Genomic DNA, 15,412 nt, shown 5'->3' with positions numbered 1-15,412 from the left:
ACCTGATTAGAGGTTTGGTAGCTACTTTTTCTATTTCTACAAATGTGACAGTCAAGTGTATCCTGTCGACAAAATGCGGGAAGTGACAGGCACCACACAAACCCTACAAACTAGGTTCAGGTCTTGATTCTCCTAAACTAGCATCTTTTGCACCGGAACCTCCAGCTCGTCCACTGATTAAGATTCCAATAACAACTCCAACAACTGCAGGCAAAATCCAGCCTACACCTTTGTCGTAAAGAGGTACGTAGCTCAATACAGAATCTAATGACCTGCCTAGGAAAGTGCTGTTAATCGTTTCTATTACGCTGAAGGCAGCTGTGAACAGTGTTGCCACCAAGTAAACTTGGTTATGAATCCAATCCTGACATAAACCTAAAACAATCAGCACAACCGCTACAGGGTAGATCGCCCCTAAAATCGGAACGGAGATTGAAAGGATTTGCGTTAATCCCATGTTCGCTAATAGTAGACTTATAACCGTTAAAACAACCGCCCACTTCGCATAAGAAAGTTTTGGGAAAATCGTAGAGAAATACTGACTACAAGAAATAACAAGTCCGATACAAACGCATAAGCAAGCTAGTGTAAACAACAAACCGAGCATCACGATGCCCACTCCACCAAACAATTGATTCATAACAATCGTTAACACTTGCGCACCATTTTCTGCTTCACCATGTGATGTGCTTGATGCCCCAAAGAACGCGAGAATTCCATAGATAGAAGCTAGTAAAACGCCGGCTACAATCCCAGCATAGCCCATGTACTTTGATACTAATTTCGAGTCTGCTACACCTTTTGTGCGAATGGTGTTTGCCACAACAATCCCAAACACCAACGCCGCAAGGGCATCCATTGTTAAATATCCGTCCATAAAGCCTTGGAAGAATCCGTTCTGAGCATAAGCACCAGTTGCTTCAGAAAATGAACCAATAGGTGTAATTAAGCTTTTTACAAAAATGATCAAAATCATGATTAGTAATAGTGGCGTTAACAGCTTACCGAATCGGTCCACTAATTTTGAAGGATTTAAGCTCAACCATAATGTAATCGCAAAAAAGACGACTGTGTAGAAGAATAAAACCATCGGTTGGCTTACTCCTTCAGCTGGTAGGAATGGCTTTAATCCCATTTCGTAAGCAGTAGAGCCTGCGCGAGGGATCGCTAGACCAGGACCAATTGATACATAAATTAAAAACGGAAAAAGAAACGCGAAAACAGGATGTACTCTGTTTACTAATGTATCAAGGCTACCTGCCTTTGCAACAGCTAAAACCCCTAAAATCGGTAGTCCAACTGCAGTTAAGATAAATCCAGCAAGTGAAAGCCACACATCCTCTCCTGCCGATCTACCTAAAAATGCCGGGAAAATTAGGTTTCCGGCTCCGAAGAACATAGAAAATAACATAAAACTAATAAGAATAAGTTCTTTTTTCTTAAGCATATAATAATGACTCCTTAAAAGATAATAGGCATAATTATAACAAGGAGAGAACATAAAATCTAGTAAACTCTAAAAAGTGCAACTTTTAAAATTATTGTTTATATTCTGATTAAAAAGATATCTTGAGATAAAAAAAATTGCATGTTTGAAATTTTTATAAAATTTACTTTTTTCCTACAACATCGACAATATTTTATGTTAAACTATCTTTTGTGCTTTTTTTCGACAAACTTTCATATATTGATATAACTTATTCGTGCAGGAGGATATTATGGTAAAAAAATTATCCGGTAAGGAAACAATTGTTATCGGCTTAATGTTGTTTGCTTTGTTTTTAGGTGCAGGTAATATGATTTTTCCACCCGCCATGGGTCAGCAGGCAGGTGAGCATGTATGGGCAGCAACTCTAGGGTTTCTTATAACAGGTGTTGGACTTCCCTTTTTAGGTATACTAGCAATTGCTTTGTCTGGTAGTGACATTCAAACAATCGGAAACAAAGTTCATCCAAAGTTCGGTCTGATTTTTCCGATTATTTTGTATTTAACAATTGGACCATTTTTTGGAATACCACGAACAGCAACAGTGGCTTTTGAGATTGGAGTAACTCCATTTCTACCTGTTGATCTTTCAGCACAAGGATTTCCGCTTTTCATTTACACGATATTGTTTTTTGCGGTAACATTTTGGTTGGCGTTGAATCCAAGCAAATTAGTAGATCGTATTGGTAAAATGCTAACTCCAGCTCTCTTGATTATTTTAGTGATCTTAACAGCAAAAGCTGTTTTAACTCCAATGGGATCACTACAAGCACCACAGAATGACTATATAGAAGGTGCATTTTTCAAAGGCTTCCTAGAAGGTTACTTAACAATGGACACACTAAGTGCACTTGTTTTTGGAATTGTCATTGTTTCGGCAATAAAAGAAAGAGGGATTCAAGAACGAGTAGAAGTGATGAAGGTTTGTATCAAGGCTGGATTGATCGCATGTGCAGGGTTAATCTTTGTCTATGTTTCTCTTTCGTTTATCGGAGCAACAAGTGTTTCTCAAATTGGCTACCTAGACAACGGCGGGGCTATTCTCTCTGCAACAGCAAGTGCATTGTTTGGTTCGTTTGGGAAGGGAATCTTAGCACTAGCAATCACATTTGCTTGTTTAACAACAAGTGTTGGACTAGTATCTGCTTGTGGAAATTACCTATCAAAAGTGTTTCGGAGATTCTCATATAAACAGGTTATCTTCGTTTTATCTGTTTTTAGTACATGCATCGCGAACTTTGGATTATCACAGCTTATTTCTGTTTCAGTTCCATTGTTGGTTGCGCTATATCCGTTAGCGATTGTGCTTATTGTATTATCGTTTGTAGACTATGCAGTTGGGATCAAATCGAGAGTCTATGTTTTCAGCTTAATTGCTACAGCAGTTTTCAGTATAATTGACGGGTTAACTGCGGCAAGTATCGCGATTCCAGGGATGAGCCTTTTAGTAGACTACGTTCCGCTCTTTGAGATCGGACTGGGATGGTTGGTACCAGCAGTTATTGGTGCGTTAATTGGTGGAGTTATAAGAAAATAGACTTAAAAAGTAGTAATCAACCTTACAAATTAGGGAAGATTACTACTTTTTTAATTGTAATAACGTCAAATTCATGTGACATATTTAAAATTTAGCTTTTTTAAGGGTATTACTTTGAAGTAGGTAACTTTTAAACAGTTTTTCCCTCTGTATTACGTATGATAATAAACAGACTAGTTTTAGGTATTACCCCTTTTATCTTTGATTATTGGTGTTTTATCTTCGATTTTAATAGGTTTATCTCCGATTCTACAAAATTCAACAAAATTCAGCTGAAATATCCATTTAAGTTTAGATTCTGGGTTCACAGTGCTTGCCTCAAGCCAAAAGTAGGTTGCAACCAACAAAAAGCAGCTACTAATTTTATAATTAGTAGCTGCTTATATAGAATTTAAACCAACTCCAACAACGGCTCTTCCGCGTCCTTCGCAATCTTATTAACAACCTTAGAAAGTCCTTTAACACCTTTTTCTTTCTCAATCCATTTAGCCAGTGCTTTTGTTGTGCTGGCAAAGTCCTTAACAACAGTCTTGGTTAGTGGTTTGTAGAGGTTCGGGAAATCTGCCAGGAATACGTTGTGCCAGAATGTTTCGTCGCATTCTTCCCAGCTTGAAACAGGGTGTTCTAGGAAGATTTCTCTTAGATCAAATAAGCAGTTTCGATATTTTCTTAGAGTAAGATCTGATTTACCTTCTGTTTTTTCCTTGAAGAATGTCACGAAATCTCCAGCAAAGAAATTATCAACCGTTGCTGGTGTGAAACCCAACAGTTCATAGTTCGGGATATCTTCTTCTTTTACGATTGATTTTTTCTTAGCTAAAGGTGAATCGATTTTCTCGATTGAAGATGCTCGACTTTTTCCACCCGTAACAAACGGTGATAGAGGAAGGCACAATTCTCTACGTACTGAATTAAAGTCTGGTGTAACAGCGATATCCTTAAACTCATAATGAGCTTGAACATATAAGCTGTATTCTCTTTGCTGCAAGTATGCCTCAACCTCGTCCTTGCGTCCTGCTTTAACCAACTCATTAATTGATTGACCATTAAACAATGGAAGAGATTTATCTAAATCAAAACGAAGATCATGCTTTGCATAGAAAGCAAAGTACTGTGGCGTATCTTCATTCATCGAAGAAATGGTGTTGATGATTTCAACCTGGAAAGGAACGGTTTGTGTATGTGTTTCCTCGTTCACAAATGAAACAGCACCAACGCGCTCCATCATACCTTTGAATTCTTCCGCTCTTGCTTCATCTAATGTAACAAATGTAAGCTGATTTCCTTCAATTCGGATCGAGCCGTATACCGAACCCATGCGGATTGGGCCAGAAATTTCGCTATCTGAGTATTGGTGCCAGTTTTCCACCCAGTTACAAAGCTTTTGAGCTGGCTCCCATTTATCCATTACGAAAATTCCCTCGTTTTGAAAGAAAGAATCAACAGCTTCGAAATCTTCAATTGTATAGTAGGAATTGTATTGATGAATTTCTTTTGTCCCTAATTCACGTTCTTCGCCCTTAGCAATCGCAGCTAAAATCTCAGGGAAGTAATCCATAAGTATTTGCTCATGATTAAGCTCTTTTTCCTCACGAAGCTGGTCCACTTTTTTCACAGCATAGTGGAAGTTTTGTGGGCTTTCGAATTTTCGTACACCATTAAAATAGAACAGTGTATCAAAAGGCTCTAATAAAGCAATCGTTCCGTACCATGGTGCAACACTTGGCAGGTTTTCCTGCATACGGGCAACAGGGAATCTCTCATGAGTGAAAGCATCTTCGAAAAGAACACTTTTCTCTCCTGAATCGATCGCCTGTATAAGCCTTGGCTTAAGAGATGACCAAGTGTTCGCCATTTCGCGCTCATCTTCTGAAAGGCGAGACCCATTTTCATGTACAAACAACTCAATTCCACGCAGACCATTTTCAAAACGGTTAAAAAAGATCAGCCAAAAATCGAAGAACTGTTTTTCTGCCTGTTCGTTCAAAGTATGATCCGTTCTTCTTTTAAATTCCGTATGTAATTGGTATTGTTTACTTAAAGGAAGCTTCTTAGAAACAAAGTCCTTCACCTTTACAACTAGTGCATGCTTTTGCTGATAAAAGCGTTCTTCCTTTACGGCATGAAGCTGAATCACATTTTCTTTCTTCATGCAGCACTTTTTATATTTTTTTCCGCTCCCACAAGAACACGGATCGTTACGTCTTAATTCCAATTTCATCACCTATCATTCTTTTCTAAATGTATCTTCTGTGGATGTCCTAGTAACAATCTTATAACAAATTTGTGATTCTATCTACCTTCTGCGACGTTCGTATGTATACCAAGTGTGATTTTAGTGGAAAGATGGGATAGGATCAAGTGTCTTGAACTGAAAACTTTTTAATAGAACAATGAAACTTTCAAGAATGGCGATACGTACTAAATAGTAGGAATCATAAACTATAGGAGACGATTAACATGAATCAATTTGTCAATTTTTTCATACAGTCCACCACTGCGTTTGTATCAACGGGTGCGATCTGGATGGTCAGCTTTTTTCCACTGGATCAAACGTACCTTATGTCGAGTGCCTATGCGTTGGGGGGAGGGGCCATTGCCTTTGCCGGAACAAAAGCACTAACAACTCAACGCTTTTTAAAACAAAACCAACTTTCAAGAAAAGAGTACAAATATATTCATCATCATTTAAAGGAAGCAGATAAAAAAATAAAACGTCTTCGCAAAACATTTTTTACGATCCGATCAGTTTCTTCCATTAAACAAAATATCGAACTGTATCGTGTTGTGAATCGTATTTATTCGATTACAAAAAAAGAGCCGAAGCGTTTTTACCTAGCCGAGCAGTTTTACTATTCTCACTTAGACTCGCTCGTTGAGTTAAGCGAAAAATATGCATTCTTAGTTTCACAGCCGAAAAAGAACCGTGAATTATCTCACTCTCTAGATGAAACGCGTGACACGATTTCCAAGCTTTCAGAAAAACTGGAGAAGGATTTACACGATGTTTTGTCTAAAGATATATCTCAGTTGAACTTCGAACTAGATGTTGCAAAACTTTCAATTAAAAAATAGTAGGAGGCCATCCCAATGAAAAGCGAATTAGATCAGCTGCTTGCCAATCCATTTGGCGAAGAAGAGCTACAAATAAATGAAGTAAAAACAGAGCAAGGAGAACCAAAGCAGGTGAAGCTTATTGACGTTTTACCTGAAGAAAACCGCCAAAAGGCAATTCAGCTTGCTGAGCAAATTGATCCAAAAAACCAACAAGCGATTTCATTATATGGATCACAGGCACAATCAAAGCTATTAAACTTTTCACACTCGATGTTGGATCATGTTCAGAAAAAAGACACCGGTGAAATTGGCGAAATTATCGGTGACTTAATGAAGAAATTAGAGCAAGTAAGCCCTGATGCTCTAAAACCAGAAAAACGTGGACTGATTTCTAAGGTGTTTGGAAAACTATCAAACTCCGTCCAGGAAGTATTAACAAAATACCAAAAAACAGGTGTGCAAATCGATCGCATTAGTGTGAAACTGGATCATGCAAAAACGGGTTTGTTAAAGGACATCACGGTTCTTGAGCAGCTTTACGAACAAAACAAAGAATACTTTCATGCGCTGAACGTCTACATCGCAGCGGGCGAATTAAAAATAGAAGAGCTCGAAACAAAACTAATCCCAGAACTGAAGAAAAAAGCAGAAGCCACACAAGACCAAATGGCGTTTCAAGAGGTAAACGACCTCATGCAATTTGCCGACAGATTAGAAAAACGTACACATGACCTTGTGTTAAGCAGACAAATCACGATGCAAAGCGCCCCGCAAATTCGCTTAATTCAAAGTGCAAACCAAGCGTTGGTTGAAAAAATTCAATCATCCATTACAACGGCTATACCGTTGTGGAAAAACCAAGTGGCCATTGCCTTAACTCTACTGCGCCAAAAAGATGCGGTAGAAGCGCAGAAGCTTGTGTCTAAAACAACAAATGATTTACTTCTGAAAAATGCTGAAATGCTGAAAGTGAACACAATTGAAACAGCCAAAGAAAACGAACGAGGACTAGTAGATGTGGATACATTGAAAAAGGTTCAAGACCACTTAGTGTCTACTCTAGAAGAAACACTCCGTATCCAAGCGGAAGGGCGTGCGAAGCGACTGCAGGCAGAGCAGGACCTTGCGCTGATGGAGACGGATTTGAAGAAAAAGCTGGCGGGGATGTAAGATTGTTTATAAACAGATAGGGCTGGCCTAACCAAGCCCTATTTTTTTAGGTGCATAACAAGCAGATAAAAAGCAATAGATTCGTATAGAAATCTCGTAATTTCACATGTGAACACTCTCCGGGGAGTGTATCCTCAAATGAACAAGTGAGGTGAATAAAGAATGGAAATGTTTTCTAAGGATCACCGATTTTTTTCGAATAAACTCCCAAATTGGGCAGTTGGTGCTCATGTAACGCTTATTTTATTTTTACTGCTTTTAGGTCTAGGGATTACCTACCTTGCGTTTACAGTAGCGTTGGGAAGCAGTCTTGGCTCTTTTCTCTTATTATTGTTTGCCGCTCTAATTATTTTATTTTTAGCTCTATTTGGATATAAAAATTTAAGAAAATACCTGGATTATGCAATAAAAGTAGAACTTCGTGATGATGGCTATTATTATAGTTTTCATAATAAAAAAACAAGAAAAACAGAGGAAATCCTATTACCTTATCAAAAAATCGATTATGTTCTTATTGGAAAAAGCTATATTTTATTGCCGAAGAATGAACAAACTTTAGATGGAATTAAACCAAGATTGAAAAAGGTCGCGCAAGCAAAATTATATATTAAAGGAAGCAGTACCTTAGAAAAGGAAGAAGTATTAACGTTTAAAATTGGCCATAACGAAATGTTTGATGAATGGGTTCGTGTTTTTAGAGAAAATCAGGTGCCTCTTTATCATACTGAATTATCATTAAATAAGACTCCAAATACATCAGAGGCCATTGCGGGAATTCCTAAGCAAGAATATGAAGGCACATTATCGTTTACCATAGGCGATATTATTAGTGATTTTGCTAAAGATGATGTGTATTTAACAGAAGAAATTAAAATGAGATTGGAGAAAAGCAGGAAAAGGAGACATTCCTACAGTGTTTTTATAGCTCTCGTTCAAATACCAATGGTTAGTCTGTGGTTTCCACACTTTCCAATTGAAGATGGATTTTTTAGTTCAATTGACATGCTTCCATGGTTATTAACACTAATAGCATTATTCATTGTAAACGCAGGGAATCGTAAATGGTATAAACCGCTATTGGATGGATTTTTAGTGGTTCTGGCTATAAACATTGGAACATTACTTTCAACAAATCAAACAGAAGAATTCAGTGAAGCTGTTTTAAGTTACAACTTAATGGTCACCATCTTCTTTTTGGCGGGCAGTTACCTATATATGTTTAGTAGGTGGTTGTGGGGGAAGTTTAGATAGGTTTGTGGTGCCTGTCACTCCTCGAAATTTGTCGAACAAAAAGCCCTGTGTCACTACCAAACACAGGGCTTTTCTAATTCCGCACAATCGACAGTGCTTTCTCCAAGATTTCTGACTTTCGCAATTCTTTCTGCTCCATGTATTTATCTTTGAACTCTTCAGCCTCAGCCAAGTTATAGCCGTTTGAGACGAGCTCCTTAGACATCTCTTCATAAAGAGCCTTAAATGCAGCTTCTGTTTCATTCTCAATCTTTTGACCTTCATCGGCGTATTTTTTATAAAGGTCTTTAAGGGAGACATCGCCAGCTTCTGAAAAATCTTGGTAATCATTTTTTACTTCATTGAACAAAGCATCAATTTTCTCATTCGTTTTTGCTTCCAAATCCTCGAACTTCTGCTGATAACGAGCTTTAATTTCTTCAACAGAGCTAACCTCAACATGACCAATTCTTGTAGGGTTAAAAACAGTCTGACCAGGAACGTCTAATTCCTTCACAATTTGCCTTTGAGGTGTGTGACTCGTTGGTGACTCCTTTCCATCATCCAACACATATTTACTACCCAGATATAAAATAACCAAAAGAATAAATGCAAAAATCGTAATCCTTCTCATATCAATCATCATCAAGCCTCCTTCCATTTCTCCATCTTGGTCACTTTTCAAAACTTATAAACACATCATGGATAAAATTAACAGGATACGCTAAGATAACGGAAGAGGCGTTAAATAGAGGAGGCTGGAAACATGAAATTTGATTTACATACACATCACGAGCGCTGCGGACATGCACTTGGAACAATAGAGGATTATGTGAAGCAGGCGATTGATTATGGCTTGAATTATATTGGGATTTCTGATCACACTCCGTATTTTCACAGTGACGAGGATCAGCTGTACCCAGGTATTGCAATGGCGAAAAGTGATCTTGTCAATTATGTAGAGGAAGTTCTTCATTTAAAAGAAAAATATCAAGATAAAATTCATGTGCTACTAGGGATGGAAAGTGATTTTTTTCCGGATCATTTCAACATTTATCGTGAACAGCTCCTTAAGCATCCGTTTGATTACATAATCGGTTCCATTCACTATGTACACGATGTGAATATTTTTAAAAAAGGTCGCTGGGAAGGGTTAACGTCGCAGGAGCAGGTTGAGGTAAAGGATGAGTATTATCGACTCATTCAGCAGTCAGCTAAAAGCGGCTTCTTTCAGGTTTTAGGTCATATTGACGCGATGAAAGGCTATTATCCTGAGTTTTCTGCGATCGAAACAAAGATGATTGATTCAACTTTAGAAGTTATCGGTCAAGAGGATGTGGCGATTGAAATCAACACGTCGGGGAAAACAAAGTATTGTGGTGGCTGGTATCCGTCTGATGAAATTTTAGAAAGAGCCCTACATTATAATGTGAAAGTAACATTCGGTTCCGACGCTCACAAGCCTGAGCGAATTTGCGATGAGTTTGAGCTTGTTCAAAAAAGACTGAAAGAAATTGGCTTTAAAGAGTGGGCTTATTTTGTGGGGAAAAAGCGATTTTTAACAAGCTTATAATGATTATCCATTTGTGTATCATTTTTCAGTGAAAAGGAGCTAAAAGCATACGTGAAAAAGGGATGCGAATGCTTTTGGGTGGATGGGCAGGATTAAACCATTCGGAAGATCCAAAAAAAGGAAAAAGTGAGTTCTTAAGTGGATAATATTGTAAAAAATGTCCGTTTGTGAATCGTTTTTGAGTGAAAAGGAGCTAAAAACATACGCAAAAAAGGAATGCGTATGCTTTTACGTGGATGGGCAGGACTAAACCATTCGGAAGATCCAAAAAAAAGGGAAAAGTGAGTTCTTAAGTGGATAATATTGTAAAAAATGTCCATTTGTGTATCATTTTTCAGTGAAAAGGAGCTAAAAGCATACGCAAAAAAGGAATGCGTATGCTTTTGCATGAGTGGGCAGGACTATTCCATTCGAAAGATCCAAAAAGGGAAAAATGATCTTAAAAGTGAGTTTAAGCGTAAATGTTATTATAGGATGTTAATCGTAGGAACTGCCCTACATACAAAAAATGACCATCAAAAATTGTGCAGTTGATGGCCATTTTCGAATTTATAGTGTCAAATCACGTTTCTTTTTATCTTTACTAAAAAACCTCTTCACAATCAAAAACACCGCAGCAATGGCAGCATACACGAGGAACAACGCAATATAGCCCCATAAACCAACAACCGCATCTATAAATTCCATATTTCCCCGACTTGTAATAGCCTGCTGAATTTCAATGGCGAAGACAAGCACGAACATAAAGGTTAATGTATAAATAAACGCAACAAGATGCAGGCCGAATGGAAGCTTTGCCAGCCATTTTGTGAAAAGATAAACAACGGCAAACGTGCCAATCCCAATAAAGCCCATAATCCAAAAATGCATATCTTTATCGGTCATCTGAAGTCCGAGCATATCGTTAATCAAAACAATTAATATGTCATGAATGGAATTAACGATGTCAACGAGAAATAAAATAGCATCCTTCATTCCGTCACACTACTTCCTTAAAAAATTCAAATCCGTCTTATACTATGTTAGATCCAGATGAAAATTGCAATAAGCCTCGTACCTTATTTTTTAAATTCCCGTTGCAATTCTTTTTCAATCTCATCATTAGGTACAACTTCTTTTTTATCAGCGCCAAGGTGTTTGATGATCATATTTAATTGATAGTTTATTTTTGAGAGTCTGTATATGACATATAGCACAATAAGGATACAAACAATGGTCAGGAAGTCTCCAAACGTTAACTCCATCGGTTTTCCCCCTTTTAAATCAGTTCACCACCCATAATACCATAATTATCCATAAAAATCCCTCCATCCAAAGACATAAAGAATATCTCACCACCCCTCATCATACTCTGTATTAGACAGGCAGAGAGGTGTCCAAAATGCGTAGACGTTCTTCAAGTAAGCTGCCGATTATTTTGATCGGTCTTGTGGTAGTCGTAGGTGGGTTTTTCCTAGTTCGCTTGATCTCAGGCTTTGGAGCGAATGATCCTGAAGATGTCGTGAAGGCTTTTTATGAGTATGAGCAAGAGGGTGACTTTGGTAGTGCATGGGAGCTTTTTCATCCGAGCATGCAGGCGCGGTTTACGAAAAACAGCTATGTGACGGAACGTTCGCATATTTATATGAGCCATTATGGGGTGACGACTTTTTCATATGATGTAGACGGGGAAGAAGAGGTCGAGAATTTTAAAATGGCTAAGGATGCTGAGACGTTTCCAACTGCTTTCAAGATGACGGTGAGTCAAACGTTTAAAAGTAAATTCGGGACGTTTACGGTGAAGCAGGATGTGTATGCCGTTTTACATGAGGAAGTGTGGAAAGTCGTGTGGGAGTATAAATAAAAAAAGTCCTTCGGGTGAAGGACTTTTTTAATAACCGCTAAAACCATTCAGGACAAAGAAAATACCGACAGCAAACAGCAGAATCACGAGAATGATTAAGATGATCGAGATAATTAAAATAATCCAGCCTGCCACTTTACGTCCAGTCTTAATTAAATAAATACCAAGCACGATCGGCCCGAAGATAAATCCTAAAATCCCCCAAAGCCAAGGGTTGCGGTTATGCTTTGGTGCATCGATTGCTAAGTAAATCGCGATTGCTATAGAAAGTATAAATCCAAATGAAAATTCCATTTTTAAATTCCCCCTTTACATACTATATCCTTAAAGAATATGGAATTAAACCAAAATTATGCATGGCAAAAGGCAGCCCGTTAAAAGGCTGACCTTTCGTTAGTTTGTACTTGCTGTATTACTTGAGATCTCAAGATGATCCTTTAGTTGCTGAGATAAAGCCAGGCGTTCTTCTTCAGGGACGATATAATAATATACGCCATTAATTTTATCGCCTGATCCCTTCACCTGATATTGAGTTAGGTTTTTGCTTGCTGCTTTATAATTTGCTTGGATGTCCCACATTTGATCGAAAGTTAAGTTGGTTGTGACATTATTACGGACAACATTGAACATGTCTCCGAATTTTGTGATGGACGTGATATTCGCTCCTTTTTTCATAACACCTTCGATTACCTGTCTTTGTCGATCTTGACGACCAAAGTCTCCGCGAGGATCTTCATAGCGCATACGTGTATAAGCTAATGCTTTTTCTCCGCTTAAAGTTATTGTTCCTTTAGGGAAATCAAAGCCATCGTATGAAAAATCTAATGTGTTGTTAACCTCAACACCGCCCACAGCATCAACAGTATCCTTAAAGCTTTCCATGTTAATTTTAACGAAATAATCTACAGGAACATCAAGGAAGTTCTCAACCGTATTTAGTGCCATTTCTGTACCACCAAACGCATAAGCGTGGTTAATTTTATCTTGAGTACCTTTACCGATAATTTCCGTTCTAGTATCACGTGGAATGCTGACCATTTGAGTTGAATTTGTATTTGGGTTAACGGTCATTAAAATTAAAGAGTCAGATCGGCCTCTATCTCCTTCTCGTTCATCAACACCCATTAGTAGGATTGAGATTGGATCTTTTTCAGTGAAGACAACTTCTTCCGTTCTTTTTTTAGATACTTTTCGATCTATGTCTTCATGGATGCTTGCAACAGTATCGGCAGCTGATTGGAAAATATAGTAGGCATAGCCTCCAATGCTAATTGCTAATAAGCCAATGATGCTAAGTGAAATCCAAAGCCATTTTCGTTTCTTTTTCTTTGTTTCACGCATATCTATGTTCATCCTTTTTATTTTAAAATTTAATACTAACGAAATTATATGGCTGATTAAGGATTTAGACAATCTTTTTTTGTCAAAAATTGTTTCCAATTACCTAGATTTTTGGAAGTTCTTTGTAGAAATCTATCAAATTGTGTATAATTTTACTAAGTAATTTTTGTAAAATGGGGGTAAAGAAATTGAAACGATTCACAGTTGTTCTTACGCTTTTAATTTGTGTTGCTGGAATCATTGTAGGAAACCTACATTGGAATAATAAAATCTCCGCTAAAACAGGAAAATTCACAAATCAAAAAACGGAGGTAGAAGTGGTTGAAAAAAAACCAGTTGAGGAGGAGGAACCTGAGTTTCTCGAAGCCTCTAAGCATCTACCAAAGGAATTACAAGAAAAAATAAAGAAATCAACTGCTTCTAATGAAGCAATCAACCTTATTATTTTTGGTTCAGTTGAATCAGATGATACATGGTCTGAAAAAATTAAAAATGAAATTTTGGAACATTATGGTGAAAAGGTCTTTAATATCTCGATCGTTTCAACTGGTGATAAAACGACTTTAGATATAATAAATGATAAGACATATGAAGAACTGAACTCTAAAGCTGACGTTATCCTATTTGAACCTCCGATGTTAAAGGATAATGGAGTTGTTGGTATTGATAACACGTTAGAAAATGTTCAAACGATCATTGATTCATGGAAAGAAGCAAACAATGAGCTAATTCTAATGGTGCAACCTCCAAACCCTATATACGGGGCAACGTATTATCCGCAAGAGGTTACGCAGCTGAAAGATTATATTGAAAGTAAAGACATTGTTTATTTAAATCATTGGGAAAACTGGCCTGACTTAAATGACATCAAAATGAAAGAGTACATAACAGCAAATGGAAGTCCTAATGATAATGGAAACAAAGTTTGGGCAGACTATCTAATCAATTATTTTATTGCAACAAATTAAGGTTATTTTTTTCTCGTGTTTGACTATATAGTTGTTAGACGCGACTAGTTAAAATAAGTTTCACAAATTTATCATATTTTCTTTTCGAATTTACAGATTCCAATAGTAGGATGGATAGGAATGTTGTATAGTTTCTTAGGGGAACGGCTACAAAAAGAAGAGCAGGTTCGAAGTGTATGATGACGAACCTAGCTTAACCAGCCGGTGAAAAAATATTCTTGAGATCTAAAGAACAATTTTTCATTACCTTTATGTGTTAAGCACTTTTTTAACAATAAGTGAATGAAAAGAGCTCAGGTTACCTACATTAATAAGTAATTGTAGGACTTCTGTCTCTGATCTGCTATGACAAAAGAGAAGACAAATTGAGGATTATTTATCCAGTAATTCTAAATGTTCTTGTTGACCTTTTGCGTTCCAAGTGATATTTTTTTTTATGATGATTTGTTAATAAAAGTGTTTGAACTATATGAGTACCACTAGAAGGTTCTCTATTTTTTTGATAGCCATGTTTTTAGTATTTGAGGTGATAAGGATGGCAATAAATCGAGCAGAGTCAACAATATTTCAAACAAGTTCATATCAACGAGTAGCCGTAATACCGAAGGAAACAGTATATAACTTATATTTAAAACGTATATTTGACATTCTAGTTGCTAGCATTGGCTTAATCTTCGCTACCCCTATTATTTTAATCACAATGTTGTTGATTAAACTGGAATCACCGGGGAAGGCATTGTTCTTTCAAGAGCGTGTTGGTTACAAAGGGGAAAACTTCCATGTTATTAAACTGCGCTCGATGAGATCAGATGCTGAGAAGAATGGTGCTCAGTGGGCAAGTAAAAATGACCCCCGCGTTACAAAAGTGGGAGCATTTATTCGTAAAACACGTATTGACGAGTTACCGCAATTGTTCAACGTGATTAAAGGGGACATGAGCTTAATCGGTCCTCGTCCAGAAAGACCTGAATTCACAGAGGAATTTGAGCGTGACATTCCAGGCTTTAAAATGCGTTTATTAGTCAAGCCGGGCTTAACTGGCTGGGCACAGGTGAATGGCGGGTACGACATTACACCAAAAGAAAAATTGGAATATGATTTAATTTATATAAAAAACATGGGTTTATTATTAGATTTAAACACGGCGATTAAAACAATAAGAGTTATCTTTACAGGTGAAGGTGCAAGGTAGTAGATTTAGGAGGAC

15 protein-coding genes are annotated in these 15,412 nt (G+C 37.4%); 8 read left to right on the top strand and 7 right to left on the bottom strand.

The window, feature by feature from the left end; genetic code table 11:
- Positions 1–103: 103 nt before the first annotated feature.
- Positions 104–1,447 carry a branched-chain amino acid transport system II carrier protein gene (gene brnQ / locus LPC09_RS23430; protein ID WP_231308562.1) on the bottom strand — a complete coding sequence of 448 codons (1,344 nt, stop codon included), beginning with the start codon at positions 1,445–1,447 and terminating at the stop codon, positions 104–106.
- A gap of 271 nt (positions 1,448–1,718) precedes the next feature.
- Between brnQ (LPC09_RS23430) and brnQ (LPC09_RS23425) the strand changes: the two genes are divergently transcribed.
- On the top strand, positions 1,719–3,023 hold the full coding sequence (gene brnQ, locus LPC09_RS23425) for a branched-chain amino acid transport system II carrier protein (protein ID WP_231308561.1): 1,305 nt from the start codon (positions 1,719–1,721) through the stop codon (positions 3,021–3,023).
- Between the two features lie 391 nt (positions 3,024–3,414).
- Here brnQ (LPC09_RS23425) and LPC09_RS23420 read toward each other — a convergent pair whose 3' ends face one another.
- The gene (locus tag LPC09_RS23420) at positions 3,415–5,244 is read right to left on the bottom strand and encodes an SEC-C metal-binding domain-containing protein (protein WP_269217407.1); all 1,830 of its coding nucleotides are present in this window, start codon (positions 5,242–5,244) and stop codon (positions 3,415–3,417) included.
- 239 nt (positions 5,245–5,483) lie between these two features.
- Between LPC09_RS23420 and LPC09_RS23415 the strand changes: the two genes are divergently transcribed.
- The 3 genes from LPC09_RS23415 (at position 5,484) to LPC09_RS23405 (ending at position 8,501) form a co-directional block, all read left to right on the top strand.
- Positions 5,484–6,098 carry a 5-bromo-4-chloroindolyl phosphate hydrolysis family protein gene (locus LPC09_RS23415; RefSeq protein WP_231308559.1) on the top strand — a complete coding sequence of 205 codons (615 nt, stop codon included), beginning with the start codon at positions 5,484–5,486 and terminating at the stop codon, positions 6,096–6,098.
- Between the two features lie 15 nt (positions 6,099–6,113).
- Positions 6,114–7,250 (top strand): toxic anion resistance protein, encoded by a 1,137-nt coding sequence (locus LPC09_RS23410; RefSeq protein ID WP_231308558.1) that lies wholly within the window; start codon positions 6,114–6,116, stop codon positions 7,248–7,250.
- 162 nt (positions 7,251–7,412) lie between these two features.
- The gene (locus LPC09_RS23405) at positions 7,413–8,501 is read left to right on the top strand and encodes a hypothetical protein (RefSeq protein ID WP_098795617.1); all 1,089 of its coding nucleotides are present in this window, start codon (positions 7,413–7,415) and stop codon (positions 8,499–8,501) included.
- Positions 8,502–8,574: 73 nt separating this feature from the next.
- On the opposite strand, the gene LPC09_RS23400 is transcribed toward LPC09_RS23405, so the two are convergent.
- Positions 8,575–9,123 carry a BAR domain-containing protein gene (locus tag LPC09_RS23400; protein WP_231308557.1) on the bottom strand — a complete coding sequence of 183 codons (549 nt, stop codon included), beginning with the start codon at positions 9,121–9,123 and terminating at the stop codon, positions 8,575–8,577.
- A gap of 123 nt (positions 9,124–9,246) precedes the next feature.
- On the opposite strand from LPC09_RS23400, the gene LPC09_RS23395 reads away from it, so the two are divergent.
- Positions 9,247–10,053, top strand: coding sequence for a histidinol-phosphatase (locus LPC09_RS23395; RefSeq protein ID WP_231308556.1), 807 nt, complete (start codon positions 9,247–9,249; stop codon positions 10,051–10,053).
- Between the two features lie 549 nt (positions 10,054–10,602).
- Here the strand turns inward: LPC09_RS23395 and LPC09_RS23390 are convergent.
- Complete coding sequence (locus tag LPC09_RS23390; RefSeq protein WP_098795614.1) at positions 10,603–11,028, bottom strand: hypothetical protein; 426 nt, start codon at positions 11,026–11,028, stop codon at positions 10,603–10,605.
- An 83-nt stretch (positions 11,029–11,111) separates the two neighbouring features.
- Complete coding sequence (locus LPC09_RS23385; protein WP_231308555.1) at positions 11,112–11,297, bottom strand: hypothetical protein; 186 nt, start codon at positions 11,295–11,297, stop codon at positions 11,112–11,114.
- A gap of 137 nt (positions 11,298–11,434) precedes the next feature.
- Here LPC09_RS23385 and LPC09_RS23380 point away from each other — a divergent pair, with 137 nt between their 5' ends.
- Entirely contained in the window at positions 11,435–11,896 is a 462-nt protein-coding gene (locus tag LPC09_RS23380) for a hypothetical protein (RefSeq protein ID WP_231308554.1), read from the top strand.
- Positions 11,897–11,923: 27 nt separating this feature from the next.
- On the opposite strand, the gene LPC09_RS23375 is transcribed toward LPC09_RS23380, so the two are convergent.
- Positions 11,924–12,190 (bottom strand): hypothetical protein, encoded by a 267-nt coding sequence (locus tag LPC09_RS23375; RefSeq protein WP_098795611.1) that lies wholly within the window; start codon positions 12,188–12,190, stop codon positions 11,924–11,926.
- A gap of 99 nt (positions 12,191–12,289) precedes the next feature.
- Entirely contained in the window at positions 12,290–13,237 is a 948-nt protein-coding gene (gene tagU / locus LPC09_RS23370) for a polyisoprenyl-teichoic acid--peptidoglycan teichoic acid transferase TagU (protein ID WP_098795610.1), read from the bottom strand.
- 188 nt (positions 13,238–13,425) lie between these two features.
- On the opposite strand from tagU, the gene LPC09_RS23365 reads away from it, so the two are divergent.
- The gene (locus LPC09_RS23365; protein ID WP_098795609.1) at positions 13,426–14,205 is read left to right on the top strand and encodes an SGNH/GDSL hydrolase family protein; all 780 of its coding nucleotides are present in this window, start codon (positions 13,426–13,428) and stop codon (positions 14,203–14,205) included.
- A gap of 469 nt (positions 14,206–14,674) precedes the next feature.
- The gene (locus LPC09_RS23360; protein ID WP_269217406.1) at positions 14,675–15,397 is read left to right on the top strand and encodes a sugar transferase; all 723 of its coding nucleotides are present in this window, start codon (positions 14,675–14,677) and stop codon (positions 15,395–15,397) included.
- Positions 15,398–15,412 lie beyond the last annotated feature (15 nt).

Source organism: Metabacillus sp. B2-18 (assembly GCF_021117275.1).
Classification (GTDB): Bacteria; Bacillota; Bacilli; order Bacillales; family Bacillaceae; genus Metabacillus.
This window is presented reverse-complemented; position numbering and strand designations above follow the sequence as displayed.